General features: G+C 58.2%; 2 protein-coding genes. Both read right to left on the bottom strand.

All coding sequences use genetic code 11. The features are described from left to right. Positions 1-16: 16 nt before the first annotated feature. A complete protein-coding gene (locus B9Z48_RS09375) occupies positions 17-17,941 on the bottom strand; it encodes a YDG domain-containing protein (protein ID WP_108377923.1) in 17,925 nt (5,974 codons plus the stop codon). 219 nt (positions 17,942-18,160) lie between these two features. After that, entirely contained in the window at positions 18,161-19,843 is a 1,683-nt protein-coding gene (locus B9Z48_RS09370; protein ID WP_108377922.1) for a ShlB/FhaC/HecB family hemolysin secretion/activation protein, read from the bottom strand. Positions 19,844-20,004 lie beyond the last annotated feature (161 nt).

Below are 20,004 nucleotides of genomic sequence, written 5' to 3'. Positions count from 1 at the left end.
CAAATTTTTGCAAGATTCAGCGTTTGGCTTGTCGACCCTGATCAGCGGGGAAACAAATTTCCATGGCCGAATCCACGACTCGCTCACAAATGCAGTCTTCCAGTTTTTGGGGCGTGCACGCCTGAGCTGGCTGGGTGCGAATGCTGTAGTTGACTTGTCCCATGGCCGCACCCACACCACCCAAGCCCCCAAAACCTTGAAAGTAAAGTCGGCTGAATGTCGGCTTGGCGGCCTGGCTGTCCATCACCACCAAGTTCGACACGGTGGGTGCCGTGATGTTGGCTTTGAGCACCACCGGTGACCAGTCGTAATTGCTGGCACGACCTCCGTGATCGCCATTGCTCAGGCCGTAAACCACTTCAACCGCTTTGTCTGTGCCTGGCGCAGCATCGGCAAAACGGCCTGTCACTGCGCTGATGTTGAGCGACTCCGCCCCCATCAAACCGGTGATGCGCCCCGCCTTGACCTGCGCGACGGTGTTGCCATCGGCCAACTTGTCAGACACCGTGGTGCCCACAAAACCCAGCATCGCTTTTTGAATGCGCAAATCAGCTTGCTGCAAACGGACCGTGTAATTTTTGACATCGGCTCCGCTGACCGACAAATTGGAGGCATAGCTGCCCGCGTCACGCCCCTGTGCCGCACCCGTCACCACAACGTCATCACCGGCTATGAAGCCCTCTTGACGTGGGGCGCTTTGCATTTGTGTGCTGCCGTTGTAAATGACGCTTTGAGCCTGCGCCGAGACCCAGGCATCTTTGGGCGTGATCGTCAATTTTCCATGGCCATAGGTGATGTCGTAGTTGCCCGCATCGGCGCCGGAAACCATCAGGGCTGAGGTGTATTGACCCACTTGACGCGCACTGGGCAAACCGCCAAAGATCAAATCGTCACCCACGACAAAACCGCTGCCCTGAGTGCCCACCAGACTCTGCGTCTGACCGTTGTAAACCACACTTTGGTCCAGTGAGGACAAACTCGCGGCTTTTTTGCCAATCTGCAGGGCCGCATTGTTGAAGGTGATGGTGTAGTTGCCCACATCGCGCCCTGTGGCTGTCAGCGCAGAGGCATAACTGCCCACCTGACGACCACTGGCCAAACCACCGGCTTGCACGTCATCGCCCGACACAAAACCGCTGAGCACCGCTGCACTTTGAGATTGGGTTTGGCCGTTGTAGGTCACCGACATGGCGGAGGCACTGATGCTGGCTTGCGCCCGGTCAATCACCCCCTCCACACTGTCGATGTACTCGATGCTGTAGTTGCCCGTGACATCGGCCAAGGTGCCGTCGATCAGGCGAACGCCCTTGACGGTCACGGTTTTGCCTGTGCCCGCATTTTTATCCGTGAAGCTCAAAACGCCCGCTTGATCGATTTTGTCGCCTGCCTCAGCTCCGGCCAACACGCCCACCAACACGCCCGTGCCATTGGCCAAAGGGGTGCCATCGTAGGTTTTGCGAACGGCGGTGGCCTTGATTTTCAAGGGTGCCGGGGTGATGTTGGCCGTCGTCAGGGACTGCGAAGTGATGTTGTAGTTGCCAACATCCTGGCCATCCAAAGTCGTGCTGATGACGACCGGTTTGGACTGGCCCACATGGCGCGTATCAAAACTGCCCGTGGCAGAAAGGGTCACCACATCATCCTGAACCAAACCGTCAAAGATGGCTGCGCCGGTGACCACTTTGGCTTGGGTGTTGCCGTCATAGACCTTGTTGGCCGCCGTCAGGCCGCTGATGTGGAGGTCTTTCTTGGAGATGTTGGCGGTGGTGGTGGATTGATCGGTGATGGTGTAGTTGCCCAGATCGGCACCCGTTAAGGTGTTGCTGAGCGTGACTGTTTTGCTTTCGCCAACATTCTTGTCGCTGAACGTGCCGATGGAGGCGACAGACAAATCGTCACCAACAACCATGTCCTTGAAAACAGCACCAACGACAGAAACAACCGCAACGTTGTTGCCGTCGTAAGTCTTGTTGGCCGCAGTGATGCCGCTCAGTGTGATGGCTTTCTTGCTGATGTCGGCCGTGGTGTTGGCTTGATCGGCGATGCTGTAGTTGCCCAGATCGGCACCGCCCAAGGTATTCACCAGGGTCACCGTTTTGCCCGTGGCCACATTCTTGTCGTCGAACTTGCCAGTGGAGGCCACTGTCAGTTCATCACCTGCGACCATGTCCTTGAACACGGCCCCATTCACCGAAACAGAAGCGACCTTGTTGCCGTCATACGTCTTATTGGCCGCAGTGATGCCACTCAGTGTGATGGCTTTCTTGCTGATGTCAGCCGTGGTCGTAGCCTGGTCTGTGATCGCGTAGTTGCCCAGATCAGCACCGCCCAAGGTATTCACCAAGGTCACCGTTTTGCCGGTGGCCGCATTCTTGTCGCTGAACGTGCCAGTCGAGGTCACTTTCAGCTCATCACCCACAACCATGTTGTTGAACACGGCATCAAAAACTGAAACAGTCGCAGCTTTGCTGCCGTCATAGGTCTTGCTTGCTGCGGTGATGCCGCTCAGTGTGATCGCCCTCTTGTTGATGTCGGCCGTGGTACTGACTTGATCGGTGATAGCGTAGTTGCCCAGATCGACACCGCCTAAGGTATTCACCAAAGTGACCGTTTTACCTGTGGCCACATTTTTGTCGCTGAATGTGCCCGTCGAGGTCACTTTCAGATCATCACCTGCGACCATATCCTTGAACACGGCCTCATCCACCGAAACAGACGCGATGTTGTTGCCGTCATACGTCTTGCTGGCCGCAGTGATGCCATTCAAGCTGATCGCCTTTTTGTTGATGTCGGCCGTGGTCGTGGCCTGATCAGTGATGGCGTAGTTGCCCAGATCAGCACCTCCCAAGGTATTCACCAAAGTGACCGTTTTACCTGTAGCCGCATTCTTGTCGCTGAACGTGCCCGTGGAAGCAACGGACAAATCATCGCCACTGACCTTACCTCCGAAGTTGGCGCTGGTGACAGAAGCAGTAGCAACGTTGCTGCCGTCATACGTCTTGTTAGAGGCGGTGATACCACTCAGTGTGATGGCCTTCTTGCTGATGTCGGCCGTGGTCGTGGCCTGGTCGGTGATGGTGTAGTTGCCCAGATCGCCACCACTTAAGGTGTTGGCCAAAGTGACCGTTTTACCTGTGGCCGCATTCTTGTCGCTGAACGTGCCTGTGGAGGCAACGGACAAATCGTCACCACTGACCTTACCCCCGAAGTTGGCGCTGGTGACAGAAACAGTAGCAACGTTGTTGCCGTCGTACGTCTTGTTAGAGGCAGTGATGCCACTCAGTGTGATGGACTTCTTGCTGATGTCGGCCGTTGTAGTGACTTGATCGGTGATGGTGTAGTTGCCCAGGTCGGCACCGCCCAAGGTATTCACCAAGGTCACCGTTTTGCCAGTAGCCGCATTCTTGTCGCTGAATGTGCCAGTCGAGGTCACAGACAACTCATCGCTGCTGATCTGGCCATTGAAGTGAGCTCCAGACACCGAAACAGTCGCAGCATTGCTGGCGTCGTACACCTTGCTGGCAGCAGTGATGCCACTCAAGCTGATGGATTTTTTATCAACCACGTAGTTGTTGTCAGCGGTCGTGATGCCACCAAAGCTGTAGTTGGCAGCATCGTCACCGTTGATGGCGGTGGCTGTTTGTTGATAGCTGCCTGCTTTAAGGTTGCCACTGGTGCTGTTGGAACCACCCACGATGGAAGCAGATGCCGTCACTTGGTCGGCACCTTTGACGTTGGTAAAGCTCACGGCGCCTGTGTTGGCCGCTGTGGCGTAGGTGGTGCTCACGCCTGCGATGGCCGCGCCAGTCAAGGCCAATTTGTTGACCACGTAGTTGTTGTCCGTGGTGGTGAGGCCTCCAAAGCTGTAATTGGCAGCATCTTCACCGCTGACCGAAGTGGCTGTTTGCTGGTAGCTACCAGCTTTGAGGTTTCCACTGGTGCTGTTGGAGCCACCCACAATGGAAGCCGAAGCCGTCACTTGGTCGGCACCTTTGACGTTGCCAAAACTCACTGCGCCCGCATCGGCCGCCGTCGCGTAAGTGGTGGTCACACCTGCAATGGCCGCGCCGGTCAAGGCCAGCTTGTTGACCACGTAGTTGTTGTCAGCGGTCGTGATGCCACCAAAGCTGTAGTTGGCCGCATCGTCACCGTTGATGGCGGTGGCTGTTTGTTGATAGCTGCCTGCTTTGAGGTGGCCGCTGGTGCTGTTGGAGCCACCCACGATGGAAGCCGAAGCCGTGACTTTGTCAGTACCCTGGACGTTGGTAAAGCTCACAGCACCCGCATCGGCCGCCGTGGCGTAAGTCGTGGTTACACCTGCAATGGCCGCGCCTGACAAGGCCAGCTTGTTGACCACGTAGTTGTTGTCAGTGGTGGTGACGCCAGCAAAGCTGTAGTTGGCCGAATCGTCACCGCTGATCGCAGTGGCGGTCTGGTTGTAGCTGCCTGCTTTGAGGTGGCCACTGGTGCTGTTGGATCCGCTCACAATGGAAGCCGAAGCCGTGACTTTGTCAGTACCCTGGACGTTGGTAAAGCTCACAGCACCCGCATCGGCCGCCGTGGCGTAAGTCGTGGTTACACCTGCAATGGCTGCGCCAGTCAGAGCCAGCTTGTTAACCACATAGTTGTTGTCAGTGGTCGTGATGCCAGCAAAGCTGTAGTTGGTCGCGTCATCGCCGCTGATCGAAGTGGCTGTTTGCTGGTAGCTACCCGCTTTGAGGTTTCCACTGGTGCTGTTGGAGCCACCCACAATGGAAGCCGAAGCCGTCACTTGGTCGGCACCTTTCACGTTGCCAAAACTCACTGCGCCCGCATCGGCCGCCGTCGCGTAAGTGGTGGTCACACCTGCAATGGCCGCGTCGGTCAAGGCCAGCTTGTTGACCACGTAGTTGTTCTCAGCGGTCGTGATGCCACCAAAGCTGTAGTTGGCCGCATCGTCACCGCTGATCGCAGTGGCGGTCTGCTTGTAGCTGCCTGCTTTGAGGTGGCCACTGGTGCTGGTGGCGGTATCAACAATCGAAGCCGAAGCAGTGACTTTGTCAGTACCTTGGACGTTGGTAAAGCTCACGGCGCCTGTGTTGGCCGCTGTGGCGTAGGTGGTTGTCACACCTGCAATGGCTGCGCCGTACAAGGCCAGCTTGTTGACCACGTAGTTGTTGTCAGTGGTGGTGACGCCAGCAAAGCTGTAGTTGGCTGAATCGTCACCGGTGATCGCAGTGGCTGTTTGCTTGTAACTGCCTGCTTTGAGTTTGCCACTGGTGCTGGTAACGGCGTCGACGATCGAAGCCGAAGCATTGACATTGTCAGTACCCTGGACGTTGGTAAAGCTCACAGCACCTGCGTTGGCCGCCGTAGCGTAGGTCGTGGTCACACCTGCAATGGCTGCGCCAGACAAGGCCAGCTTGTTGACCGCATAGTTGTTGTCAGTCGTGGTGACTCCACCAAAGCTGTAGTTGGCCGCATCGTCACCGTTGATGGCGGTGGCTGTTTGTTGATAGCTGCCTGCTTTGAGGTGGCCACTGGTGCTGTTGGAGCCGCCCACGATGGAAGCAGATGCCGTCACTTTGTCGGCACCCTGGACGTTGGTAAAGCTCACGGCGCCTGTGTTGGCCGCTGTGGCGTAGGTGGTGCTCACGCCTGCAATGGCTGCGCCAGTCAGAGCCAGCTTGTTGACCACGTAGTTGTTGTCAGTGGTCGTGACGCCAGCAAAGCTGTAGTTGGCCGCATCGTCACCGCTGATGGCGGTGGCGGTTTGTTGGTAGCTGCCTGCTTTGAGGTGGCCACTGGTGCTGGTGGCGGTTTCAACAATCGAAGCGGAAGCAGTGACTTTGTCAGTACCCTGGATGTTGGTAAAGCTCACGGTGCCTGCGTTGGCCGCCGTAGCGTAAGTGGTGGTCACGCCTGCAATGGCTGCGCCGGTCAAGGCCAGCTTGTTGACGACATAGTTGTTGTCAGTGGTGGTGAAGCCTGCAAAGCTGTAGTTGGCTGAATCGTCACCACCGATGGTGGTGGCGGTTTGCTGGTAGCTGCCTGCTTGGAGATGGCCGCTTGAACTGTTTTCACCGCCAACGATCGAAGCCGAAGCAGTGACTTTGTCACCACCTTGGACGTTGGCAAAGCTCACGGCACCTGTATTGGCCGCGGTGGCGTAAGTGGTGCTCACGCCTGCAATGGCCGCGCCGGTCAAGACCAGTTTGTTGACCACGTAGTTGTTTTCAGTGGTCGTGAAACTTTCAAAACTGTAGTTGCCCGCATCGTCACCGCTGATGGCGGTGACGGTTTGCTTGTAGCTGCTTGCTTTGAGGTGGCCGCTGGTGCTGTTGGTGCCGCCCACGATGGAAGCAGATGCGGTGACTTTGTCAGCACCTTGCTTGTTGCCAAAGCTCACAACACCTGCATCAGCTGCCGTGGCGTAAGTCGTCGACACGTCTGCGATGGAAGCGACGGTCAAGGCCAGCTTGTTGACTTTGTAATCGCCTTTGATGCCGGCAAAGGTGTAGTTGTCCGTATCCGCACCCGTGAGGCCCGTGAGGGTCTGGATGCCTGTGTGCACGCCCGCCTTGAGGTGGCCGCTGGTGCTTGTCTTGTCTGTGGTGGCGATGCTCACGCCACTGGCGTCCACCACGTCGGTGCCGACTTTGTTGCTCAGCGTCACCGTGCCGGCCACCAAAGCGTCGCCGTAAGTGGTCAAGCCTTGTGCAATCGAACCCGTCAAGGCCAGTTTGTTGACGGTGTAATCGCCTTTGACATCAGCGAAGGTGTAGTTGTCCATGTCGGCACCCGTGAGGCCCGTGAGGGTCTGGATGCCCGTGTGTTCACCGGCCTTGAGCTTGCCGCTGGTGCTGGTCTTGCCTCTGGTGTCGACGATCACGCCACTGGCGTCCACCATGTCGGTGCCGACTTTGTTGGTCAAATTGACGGCACCGGTCAGCAAGTTGGCACCGTAAACAGTCTCACCCTTGGCGATGGTGCCAGACAAGGCCAGCTTATTGACGGTGTAATCGCCTTTAACGTCGGCGAAGGTGTAGTTGTCCATGTCAACACCCGTGAGGCCTGTGAGGGTCTGGATGCCCGTGTGTTCACCGGCCTTGAGCTTGCCACTGGTGCTGGTCTTGCCTGTCGTGTCGATGGTCACGCCACTGGCATTCACCATGTCGGTGCCGACCTTGTTGCTCAGCGTCACCGTGCCGGCCACCAAGGCGTCGCCGTAAGTGGTCAAGCCTTGTGCAATCGAACCCGTCAAGGCCAGTTTGTTGACTTTGTAATCGCCTTTGATATCGGCAAAGGTGTAGTTGTCCATGTCAGCGCCCGTGATGCCCGTGAGGGTCTGAACGCCGGTGTGCATGCCTGCTTTGAGCTTGCCGCTGGTGCTGGTCTTGTCTGTGGTGTCGACGATCACGCCACTGGCATCCACCACGTCGGTGCCGACCTTGTTGGTCAGCGTCACCGCACCTGTTTGCAAGGTCGATCCGTAAATGCTCTCGCCCTGAGCAATGCCGCCAGTCAAGGCCAGTTTGTTGACTTTGTAGTCGCCTTTGACATCGGCGAATGTGTAGTTGTCTTTGTCAGTGCCCGTCAAACCGCTGAGGGTCTGGATGCCCGTGTGTTCTCCGGCCTTGAGCTTGCCACTGGTGCTGGTCTTGCCTGTGGTGTCAATGCTCACGCCACTGGCGTCCACCATGTCGGTGCCGACTTTGTTGGTCAAATTGACGGCACCGGTCAGCAAGCTGGCACCGTAAACGGTCTCACCCTTGGCGATGGTGCCAGTCAAGGCGAGCTGGTTGACTTTGTAATCACCTTTGATATCGGCAAAACTGTAGTTGTCCTTGTCAGCACCCGTCAGGCCCGTGAGTGTTTGAATGCCCGTGTGCACACCGGCTTTGAGGTGGCCGCTGGTGCTGGTCTTGCCGGTGGTGTCGATGTTCACACCGCTGGCCAAAACATCGTCACCGCTCACGGTGTTGGTCAGGCTCACAGCACCGGCCACCAGCGTGTTGCTGTAAGTGCTCAAGCCTTGTGCAATCGCGCCGGTCAAGGCCAACTTGTTGACCACGTAGTTGGCCGTGGGGGTCGTGGAACCTGCAAAGCTGTAGTTGCCCGCATCGGCGCCGGTCAAGCCAGCGCTGACCGTTTGCACATAGCTGCCTGCACGGATTTGACCGCTGGTGCTGGTGTCGGCGCTCACCAGGGTTGCTGCGCTGGATGCCAACACGTCGTCTGTGCCCACTTTTCCGCTCAGGCTGACAGCACCGGTGGCTGTGGCCGTGCCGTACGTGGTGGTGACATCGGCAATGGCACCGGTCAAGGCTTTGGCAGTCAAAACAACCGAGTTGTTGACGCTTGCGGACAAGGCAGGCAATTTGTAGTTGCTGGCCAGACCACCGTTGCTGCCGTTGCTCAAGCTCACGGCATCCACAAAGTTGCTGCTGTTGTCACCCACGTTTTTGCTGTGGATCGTGGCCAAGGTGTAGCCCAGCGTTTCACTGCCCACGCCCGTGGTGATGCTCAGCTGTGTACCGGTCAGTGTTTTGCTGCCGTCATAGGTTTTGGCGGCAGCCAGGCTGACTTCTTTTTGGTCAATGAACAGCGTACCGTTGACTTTGGTGATGGCGTAGTTGCCGTTGGTGTAAGCACTGTCGTTGACTGTGCTGGTGTGTGTGCCAGCGTGGGTGGCTTGGGCACCTGCCGTGATGCTGGCCAGGTCCACCGCCAAGCTGTCTGTTCCCTGCAGGCTGCCACTGGTGATGGCAAAGCCGCTCACACTTTGTTCACTGCCGTTGTAGACCTTGCTGGTGTCGCTGTTGGCCGTCAGGGTCAGCGCGGCCTGGGTGATGGTGCTGGTGATGTTGCTGACCGTGGTGGGCAGGTTGTAATTGCCCAGATCTGCTGTGCCTGCGGTGAACTGACCCGCTGCCAAATGGGCGGTCACGGTGTTGGCGCTGGCGACATTCTTGCTGTTGTAGCTGCCCACAGTTTGGGTGACGGTGGCTGTTTCGGTCACGCCGCCCACCGTCACGCCTGTGGCCGTGATGGCACCGGCGGCCAAGGTGGCGTTGGCGTTGCCGTCGTACACCTTGGTCTGGTTGGCCAGGGTCACGGCAAGATTGGCTTTGGTGATGGTGCTGCTGGTGTTGCTGACCGAAGCGGGCAAGTTGTAGTTGCTCACATCGGCCGTGCCCGAGCTGAAATCGGCACCGGACAAGGTGGCGATGACCGTGTGGGCCGAGGCCACGTTTTTGTCGTTGTAAGTGCCCGTTGTTGACTTGATCGTGGCGCTTTCGGTGACACCGCCGACCGTCACGCCTGTGACCGTGAAGGCACTGGAGGCCAAGGTCACGGTGGTGGTGCCGTCGTACACCTTGGTCTGATCGGCCAAGCTCACCACCAGATCGGCCTTGTGAATGGTGCTGCTGGTGTTGTCGATGTAGCTGATGTCGTAGTTGCTGGTGACATCGGCGTTGGCACTGTCTTTGATGGTCACGCCCGATGCCCGAACGTATTTGTTGGCCTGGCCTGCGTTCTTGCTCAAGAAAGCTTGCGAGCCTGCCGCGTTGACGCTTTCTCCAGCGGCTTGTCCTGCCAATGTGCCCACGGTGCCCGAGCCCGTGGCCGTGGTGGTGCCGTCGTAGGTTTTTTCAAGCTGCGTGGCCGTGACGGTCAAGTTGGCTTTTTGGATGGTGCCCGAGGCCGTGTTTTGGCTGACCACGTAGTTGTTGCCGTTGTTGCCATCCTCGATGGTGAAGCTGCCCACTTTCAAAACAGAGTTGTTTGCACCCAAAGCATGCTTGCTGGCAAACACCTGGTTGGCAGAAATGGTGTCACCGGTTTGCGCCCCGGTGATGAGCACCGCAGCCGAGGAGCTGGTGGTGCCATCGTAGGTTTTGCTGTCGGTGGCTGCTGCCAGGATCAAGGTCCGGGCCGAAATATTGGCCGTGGTGGTGAGTGCGCCTGTGGTGGTCAGGTTGTAGTTGGCCCAACTGCCTGTGCCATCGGTCTTGGACAATGTCGCCACATCGGACACGGTGACCGTCTTGCCACTGGCGACATGCTTGTCTGCAAACGTGCCCAAGCCACTGACGCTCAAAGTCTCGGAACCCACGCCTGTGCTGATGGCCCCCGAGGTGATGCTGGCTTGGTCGCTGCCGTCGTAGGTTTTGTGGTCTGCGCTGATGCTGTCCAGGGTGACGTTCTTCTTGTCGATGGTGCCTGCGGCGGTGGTCGTGCTGATGTTGTAGTTGCCGCTCATGTCGGCACCACCCGTGTCTTTGACCGTGTAACCCGACTTCACCTGCAATGTGCTGCCGCTGGTGCCCAAAGCGTTTTTGCTCGCAAATTCCTGCGAAGCCGTCACCACGTCGGTGCTGCCACTGGCGTTGTTCACTTCAAGCACTTTGCCCGACACAACCGTGCCATCATAGGTCTTGGTGTCGGTGACTGCTTGGATCGCCAAGTCGGCTTTGTGGATGGTGCTGGTCGTGTTGTTGACATATTCGACGATGTAGTTGCCGCCGCCGTTGCCATCGTTGAGGGTGACGCCAGACACTTGCACCACTTTGTTGCCGGTGCCTGCATTTTTGTCGGTGAAAGCAAACGTGCCACCGCTGACCGTGTCCGAGCCAAACAGTTGCGTGCTTTGTGTGGCCACCGCTGAGCCCATGGCACTGGTGGTGCCGTCGTAGGTTTTGCTCACGTTGCTGGTGGTCAGCTTCAACGTAGCCGGGGTGATGATGCCGTCTGTGCCCGAAAGGCTGGAGGTGTTGCCGCTCAGGTAGTAATTGGCAGCATCGGCACCACTCAAGGCCATGTTGGCAATCGTGTAACCCAGGCCCGTGCCCGCGTTTTTGTTGGTGAACGACCCTGTGCCACTGATGGTCAGGCCATCACCTGTCACTTGCCCCGTCAAGCCCAACACCACGTTGTTCATGGCCGTGGTGCCGTCGTAGACTTTGCTCACGCCAGTGGCATTGGGCGTGACGGCCTTGGCCAGCACATTCAACTGACCCGCAAACACGGGGGCCCCCACAAAGTTGCCACCCACCACCGTGGGGCTGATGTCTTTGATGCTGTAGTTGCCAACCACCGTGTGGCCAGAGCTGCTCAGCCCCGCCAGGTTGGTGCCCGCATAAGCCTTGAGCGTGGCGTTGACCGATGTGCCCAGGCCATCGCTGAACGTGAAGTTGTTGCCTGTTCCAGTGCGACTCAGGGTGATGATGGCGTCGTTGTTGCCGTCCAGGTACTGGGCTGTGGGGTCATACGTCCAGCTGCTGCCGTAGGTGGCATCGATGTTTGCGTTGCGAATCAGCAATTGATTGGCAGGTACGATGGTGTAAGTGCCCGTGGCAAAAGCAATGTTGTAGTTGCCCGATGTCAAACCCGATGGCGACAAAACACCTGTGTAAACACCGGCAGTGCCCGTCGAGTCGTTGCTGCGTGTGATGGCCAAGGTGCCCCCCAGCACGCTGCTGGTTTCGCCATTGACCAATCCGGTGTAGTGCACACCCGCAAAACCGGCGGCATCGGTGCGGCCCACAAAACGTGCATCGTCGTTCGCCGTGACCGTCAGGTTGGCCTTGTTGATCAGGCTGCTGGTGTTGTCGGTGTAGGTGATGTTGTAGTTGCCGGTCATGTCGGCATTGGCCGCATCTTTGATCGTCACACCAGAGGCACGCACGGTTTTGTTGGACCCTGCATTGGCATCCAAAAAGGCTTGCTTGCCCGCGTTGTTGACCACATCGCCGCCTGCCACACCCGCCAGGGCCGCAACGGTGCCTGTGCCCGTGGCGTTGACGGTGCCGTCATAGGTTTTGGTGACCGGGTTGGCGGTGATCGTGAGGTTGGCCTTGTTGATGGTCAAGCTGCCGGCGTTGTACGTCAGCCCATAGCCCAACGCATTTTTGCCACCCGTGTCGGTGACAGAAATTGAATAAGGCGTGGTCGATGCATTTTTGCTGCCTTGCGAAGTCCCGCCGAACGAGGCGTTGGCGGTCAGCGCTGAGAAGGTGTCGCCATTGCGCAATGCGCCAGACGTCAAGGTGGTGTTGAGCGTGCCTCCAGAGAAAACGAGGCCGTCATAGGTTTTGGTGACACTGTTGACTTGCACCGAGACCAAGGGTTTTTCGCGGTAAATGGCATAAGCGCCAGAGCCCAGGGCGGCGGTGTAGTTGGTGGTGGTCTCATCGCTGTTGTAGCGGTTGTTGCCGGCCAAGACGCCCATGCCGGTGCTGCCTGCAATGGAGCCTGTCATGTAGGTGGCGCGTCCACCGCTGCCCACGGTGACCGCACCGCTGCCCGAAATCTGAATGTCGCCGCCTGTGGCTGTGCCCGCTGCCGTGGATTTGCCGGATTCGAGAAACACGGCTGACGCCGTGGCGTTTGTCGTGCTGATGGCTTGCTTCACCAACAGGTTGCCATCCGTGACCAAGTTCGCCTTACCGCCCGTCAGGTTGATGCTGCTGTTGACCGTCAGGTCACTGGTTGCACCCGTGATGTTGGCCGACACGTTGCCTGCGCCAGAAATGGTGTTGGCGATGGTGGTGCTGGCGGAGCGCACATAGCTCAAAGTGGCGTTGTTGCTGAGCGTGACATCGCCTGCGCCCAAGGTGCCTGTGCTGCCACCGTTGCCCACATGCAAGGTGCCACCACTGACGGTGGTGGTGCCTGCATACGTGTTGTCTGCCGCCAAGGTGCTTGTGCCCGAACCCATTTGGGTCAACGTGCCTGTACCGCTGATGGCGCCGCTCACCAGCAAGGCGTTGGAACGGTTGAACACCAGATGGGTGTTGTTCACCACTGCGCCGGTGCCCAAGGTGCCAGAGGTGCCACCGTTGCCCACTTGCAAAATGCCTGTGCTGAGGGTGGTGGTGCCCGAATAAGTGTTCGTGCCTGTCAGGATGGTGGTGCCTGTCCCGGATTGCGTCAGCGTGCCCGTGCCGCTGATGGCGTTGCCCACGGTCAGCGCATTGCTGCGGTTAAAGACCAAAGCGGCGTTGTCGATGACCGCGCCTGTGCCCAAATTGCCGGTGGTGCCACCATTGCCGACCTGCAAGACACCCGCACTGATGGTGGTGGTGCCGGTGTAGGTGTTGTTGCCCGTCAGGATCTGTGTGCCTGTGCCTAGTTTGGTCAGTTTGGCTGCTTGTCCGTTGGCATCCTGGATGGCCCCTGAAAATGTGCCTGAGCCACCGTTGACACCAACGGTGAAGCCATACGCAAGTCCGCCCCATCCAGAGCTGACCGCTCCACCGCCGGTCAAGGCATCCACGATGATGTTGCCTTCCACGCCCTGAAACGTGGCGCCGGTTGCAACATTCAGTGAAGCTTTGTTGTTGGTCCAAATCTCATTGTTACCGCTCGCTCCAGTAAATATACCGGCTTGCACATCGATCAAACCGCCGGTCATGCCAAAAACAGCAGAAGCACTGCTCCAAGTTAAACCACCTGCACCCGTTTTTTGCAGCGTGCCTGTTCCTGTGAACGTATTACTTGATAAATAGTTGGCCGTCGTTCCCGTCTTGACGTTGAAATTCAGGGTAGCACCCGAAGCGATGTTGGTCGTACCAGATCCAATCTGTCCGTTGTTGGTTCCATCACCAATTTGCAGCATGCTCGACACCACATCGGTGCCGCCTGTGTAGGTGTTGACACCGGTCAAGGTGGTGACGCCTGTCCCTGACTGCGTCAATTTTCCTGATCCACTGATGATCTGGTTGATCGTGACCGCATCGGAATGTTTGATCACCAGTTTGCCGTTGTTCACAATGTTGCCGGTGCCCAAATGGCCCGAGGTGCCACCATCGCCCACTTGCAAAGTGCCAGCACTGATGGTGGTCACACCGCTGTAGTTGTTGGCACCGTTGAGGCTGGCCGAGTCCATCAATGTCAGCGTGCCAGTGCCAGCCTTGGTCAACCCACCCGTGCCGGTGATTTGCTGGTCCACCGTGATGTTGTCGCTGCGATTGAACGCCAGTGTGCCGTTGTTGTTGACGGTGGGCGATGTTCCGAGTGTGCCTGTGGTGCCGCCATTGCCAATTTGCAAAGTGCCTGCGCTGATGGTGGTAGAGCCGCTCCAGTCGTTGTTGGCTGTGAGCGTGGTGGTGCCTGTGCCCGCCTGGGTCACAGTGCCCGTGCCAGAAATTTTGGCACTGACCACCAAAGCGTTATCGCTGCGGTTAAAAACCAGGGCACCGTTGTCGGTGATGGCACCTGTACCAATGGTGCCCGACGTACCACCGTTGCCAATTTGCAAGGTGCCTGCATTGATGGTGGTGGTGCCGGCGTAATTGTTGTTGCCCGCCAGAACTTGTGTGCCCGTGCCGTTTTTGACCAAGTTCAAGGGTGATGAAGTCCCGACGATGGTGCCGGTGTACGTTGCACTGCTGTTGTTGTTGCCCACGCTGAAGGTGGTCAGCAAGCCGCCTGAAGTGCTTGTGGTTTCGACTTTGCCCGAACCCGAAAGCCCATCGATCGATTGGTGTTTGCCATCCAGCATGCGCAGTGTGCCGTTGTTGATCACATTCGTCGTGGTGGGCAGGTTGTACTTGGCGCTGGCTTGAAGCACCGTACCCGAGGAAATGGTGACATTGCCCACAAAATCATTGGCCGAAATTCCTGTCCCGCTGACGGCACCCATCGTGATGCGGGAGCCGGTCAAGCTGATGTTGCCCGTGCCTGTGATTTGACCGTCCAGTGTCAATCGGTCGTTGGTGGCATCGTTCATGACCACATCGCGATTCAACGTGATTTTGCTGTTGACCGTCGACCAGCCTCGCCCCGTCTCTCCCGCAGGTCCATAGGTGGTGCCCAAGGTGGCTGTGCCTGTGCCATTGTTGGTGAAAGTGATGTCTCTGGTCAGGTAACCCCATTCATTGCCAGGCGTGCCTTTTTCGACCAGCAAACTCACGTTGTTGTTGCCGGTATTGAGATCGCCCACAACGATCGCGCCGGTGCCTGCCGTTTTGTTGTAGTTGCCACCACCATGCCCGATCACCAGTGCGCCTTGACTGATGGTGGTGCCCCCCGAAAATGTGTTGGTCTCGTAGTTCGCTGTGGTGGCGTTATAGGCTGACAAGGTCAGTTGACCTGCGCCTGATTTCAGCAATGAGCCGGTGCCGCTGATCGTGCCCGAAATGGAGCCCGCCGCAGGGTTGGTGACTGTGAGTTGGGTGCCGACAGAGATGTTGCCAGCAGCCACCAAAGAAGTGCCGGAGCCCACCCCGCCAGAAGTCAATGTGGTGGCTTGTGTGGATGTCAACCTGGCAGCCCCATTGCTGATGTTGATGGCCGCGCCAGATGCGCCGGTGTTTTCGCCGTTGATGGTGATGTTCGCGGCCGTCAAAGCGGCGGAACTTCTGATTTCAACACCGCTGCCCAGAGTGCTTGCCTTCTTGCCGCTCAAAACGATCTGCCCCCCGTCAGTCGCAGTGATGGTGCGCAGCATTGGGTTGCTGGCCAGATTCGGGTCGTTGACTCGCACGCTGTCAGCGATTTGAACGCCTGAGCGGCCAGCGGCTGTGGACACACCACTGCCTGCCGTGAAAACGCCCCCAGCGAACGTGCCGCCCGTGTTGTCGATGATCACGTTCTTGCCGGTGATGGCCGTTGAGGTCACCGAGTTGGGTACCCCGTCTTGAATCAAGATCGAACCTTGATTGCTCTTGAGGGTGGTGTTGCCACCTGTCGAGACAAATGAAGATGCGCCGCCTATATAGCCTGGAGCAGGGACACCTGAAAAGTAAGCGGACGAATTGATGAAAATCGCGTCTGTGGCGGCGTTGTTGGTGGTGGCACTGACGGTCAGGTCCCCGCCGGCCCTGGCCTGAACACCCACCATGCTGATGGTGGGACTGGTGTTGGCCGCAGAGGCGTTGGTGCCGGTGATGCTGAGGGTGCCACCCGCTGTGTAAGCGTTGACCAGGTTTTGCCAGCTGGTCGTGCCGTGATCAATGGCTTTGCCGGAGCCTTCGCCATTCACGATGCCGGTGATCGACAGATTCTCGGCTGCTGTAACGATGTTGCCCGCGAATGCACCGATGTAGCTGAGAAAGCCCGATGAACCCGTACCCGATGTGCTGCCATGGATGGAGACATTTTTGCCCAGCAACTTCATGTTGTAGGCGTTGCTGTATGTCAAATTGTTGAAAACGCCGTGATTGCCTGTGGACGTCCCCGTGATCGAAATGTCACCTGTGGTGCCTGCATCGATGAGCGTGTTGTTCAAGACAACACCGTAGCCTGTTCCCGAAGTCGATGTGCCCGTGACCGTGACAGCGCCTGGGGTGGTGATGCTGGCACCGGAACCGAATTGGACGCCAGCCCCTGCACCCGTATTTTTGTTAGTGCCCGTCAAGGTGACCGCGCCATTGGTGTTGATGGTGCTGCTCAGCACAATGCCTTGGCTGCTGGCGTGTTCGGCTGTGTTGCCCTGGTAGTTGCCGTTGGCCGTCAAGTTGACGTTGACCCGTTGGGCGCTTGCGGCGTTGGTGGTGATCGATGCGCCCGCGTTTTGCGTGATGCCGTTGTCGGCCACCAGGTTCAAGCTGGCGTCTGTGGCCCCTTGGTTGTTGAAGACCAAGGCGTTGGCGAGGGTGATGTTGCCAGCGCCCGTGGTGTTGCTGTCATTGGTGGTTTTGATGGTGACGCTGGTGCCCGCGTTGATGGCCGTTTGAATGGTGTTGACGCTGACCACACTGCTGGTGCCCGTCGCCCCGTTGGGCGTGGTGTCGGCAGGGCTGGTGCCCGTCACATTGCTGTCGGCGGCGCTCGATATGGTGATGTCGGACGGGTCCAGCAACCACTCTGCTGCTTTGACAGAGACCTCGCGTGTGACCAGGTGGTCGCCCGAAGTCTCGACAAAGCCGCGCTGGCTTTCCAACTTGGCACCGCTCACGTCGGTGGCCTTGGCCAACACACCCGTGTCTTCGTCGCGCCCGATGACGATGTCGCCGCCTTTGCGGGTGTGGCCCTGGTCATCTTGCCCCGAGCTGTTGGCCGTGATGCGCCCGTCCACCTTGATCTGGCCGCCGTCGGCCAACAAATGCACCGCACCGGCTTGTCCACCGCTGGTGTCGATGCTGCCAGAGTTCAGCACGCTGGCCACGGCTTGACCCAGTGCAGCGGCCTGCAGGTAAACCTGACCGCCTTCGGCCACAATCACGCCGTCTTTTTGGTTGGCCACTGCAGCGTTGATGCTGGCGGGGCTCAGCGCCAATTTGATCTTGCCGGTGCGTCCCAGCGGCACCGTCACGGTGTCGGCGGCACCCAAAGCCACGCCGCCTTGGGGCGCGATGATCTGGCCTTCGTTGCTGACACCGGCGCCCAACAAGGCCACATAGCCGCCGGGGGCCACTTCGATGCGGCCTTTGTTGATGACTTGGCCCGTGCTGCCGTCGCGGGTGTATCGCATGTTGCCGGCCATGAAGTCGGCGTCGCTGATGTTGAGGGTGGAGGCCGTGAAGGCGCTGGCACTCACACTGCCATCGCTGCCCACCACGATGCCTTTGGGGTTGACCAGGACCACCTGACCGTTGGCTTGCAACTGGCCCAGAATTTGGGTGGGGTTGTCTGACAGCACGCGGTTGAGCAGCACCGACTGGCTGCTGGGCTGCAGCACGTTGACCTTGGCGTTTTGGCCGATATCGAAGCTTTGCCAATTGACCACCGCTTTGGGCGTGCTTTGGGTGATGGCCATTTGGTGACCCGACTGGCTGACACTGACCACCCCTTGCACCACTTGCGCCCCTTGGGGCAGGGTTTGACTCCAGCCCAGACTCACCGAAGCAAAGCCCAGCGCCAGCGTGCCCACAAAGCGTGCATCGAAGAAACCCGCTGCCCCCGAGGCTGCGCTGGCACCTTGTCCTTTGGACTGGCTGCAAGCATGTTCACCCACGGCCACCAAGGTGCCCAAGCGCTTAGAGAAGATGGTTTTGTAGCAAAGATGGTTCACGGCAGGAATTCGTCAAGTGACGCACCCACACGCGAAAAGCCAAAAACGCTTCTCTATCAGTTATGAGTGCTTATTTGTCAATTTTCGATTTCCTTGGAACTTCTATCATTGTCCAATTGGGGTATTCAGGCAGTTTTAACGAAACTTTTTTGCTTTTATTGCCGAAATTATTAAATACATAGATTTATATTTAAATTCACCAAAAGCTTGACTTCTTGTTCAAAACGCATAGCTCACAGACAGATTGACGCGTTGGTTGTTGGGCTCAGACTCGATGTTGCTGGGCACCCAGCCCTTGTAGCCACGGTGCCCTTTGGCCCAAGTCAGGGCGTAATGCACCTGAAAATAACGCCCTTGCACTTGCAAGCCCGAGCCCTGCAGCGCATAACGCTGCACAGTGGCACTGGCCAAAGGATGGACTTGGGGCACGACTTGACCCACGTCATAAAAGACCGACACCGTTGTATTGAAGGGCAAGGACTGGCTCAGCTCCAAGGTGCCCAGCACACCCCGGTCACCTGTGCCGTCGGCGCTGGTGTAGGCCCGCACGCCGTTGACACCCCCCAAAGTGATTTGGTTGTAACCGTCCAGGTTGCGGTTGGCCCATTGGCCCCGCACACGGGCATTCAGGCGCAAAGAGCCACTGGCATTGATGTGTGTCTGGCTTTTGAGCGCAAGGTCCACGCGGGCATAGCTGCCAGCGGGCACGGCCAAGCTGACCGCATCGGGGTACTGGCCCAGGGTCAAGCCCATCTCGGCCCGCACAGGTTGATTGGACAAGCGCTCGTTGTCCGCACTCAAGCGCCAGCGCCATTGATGGTCTTTGGTGTTGGAGATGGGCGCGTCTGTGGCCTGTAAGCGGCTCTCGCTTTGGCGCGTGACAACGTCCATCTGACCTTTGAACACGACATCACGAGACCCCCCGAGAATGCGTGTCAGCCCCAAGCCCAGCTCGGTGGACTGGCCCTTCGTGCTGGCCGATCCGCCCAACACCGAGCGGCTGCGCGAATAAGAACCAAACACCTGGCCACGGCCACCGACAGCAGGCAGCAAAAATTCGACATCCGCCCGCCCATAGGCAATGCCCTCAGAGGCTTGGGCCAACAAAGACAGCTGTGATTTGATGCCGGGCATGCCCACGGTGCTGGCAGCCATCAGCTGAGCGCGACCATATTGCCGAAGACCGTGGTTGTTGAGCTGCGCCACACCCGACAACCAGTGTCCAGGCTGGGCCTGCGCCGGGGCCACCGTGATCACCAAGTCCAGCAACTCGGGGCCCACCGCTCGCAAGGTGGCCTCGAGCTCGACCGGCAGGTCAAAGCTGGCCGAATCGAGCAACTGGTCCAGCGCCAAGGTGTCCAGCGCCACACCCGCTTGAAACTTGTCGGCAAAACGCGCTTGAATCCGCTTCAAATGGGCCGCATCGGGCTGGCCATTGAGGGACAGCACGCGCACCACATTGATCTTGGGCTGCATCACCTGAACTTGCAACTGCTCGCCCGCAGGGGTCATGACCACCTCGGTCTTGGCATAAGCCATGAAGCCCTCGCGGGCCGCTTTGTCGTAAAACCAAGCATGAAATGCCTGGATTTGCTCAATCGACACGGGCTGGCCGATGCGCGGCTGCCAATAGCGCTCAATGGCCTGCGCCAAGATGGCACTTTGCACCTTGAGTGATGCCAAGCGCGTCATCGGGGTGCTGGCCTCCAAGCCCAGGGTGTCCACATGCACCAAAGGCTTGGGTTGTGAGCGCTCGCGCAGCTGTTGGCCCAGCTGTTCAATGTTTCTTTGGGCGGCGGCAGGATCGGCCTGCGCCAACGTGGCGCTGGGGCTCAAAGCCCAGCTCAACAACAACAGGGTGGCCAGGGTGGACTCACGCAGGGATGGGGACGGTGTGTGCATAAGACGTGGGTCACATTCATCGGCAAATGACCAACTGCAGCGACATATTTAGAAAATACGAAGCATAACGGTTTATACACAATTAACAATTAGAACCTTTGTGAATGCTGTATTCGCTGGTTTTATGGTTCAGGCCACCACCCATGGCCCCCATGGCTGGG

It is taken from the genome of Limnohabitans sp. WS1 (genome assembly GCF_003063265.1).
In the GTDB taxonomy this organism is placed as follows: domain Bacteria; phylum Pseudomonadota; class Gammaproteobacteria; order Burkholderiales; family Burkholderiaceae_C; genus Limnohabitans_A.
This window is presented reverse-complemented; position numbering and strand designations above follow the sequence as displayed.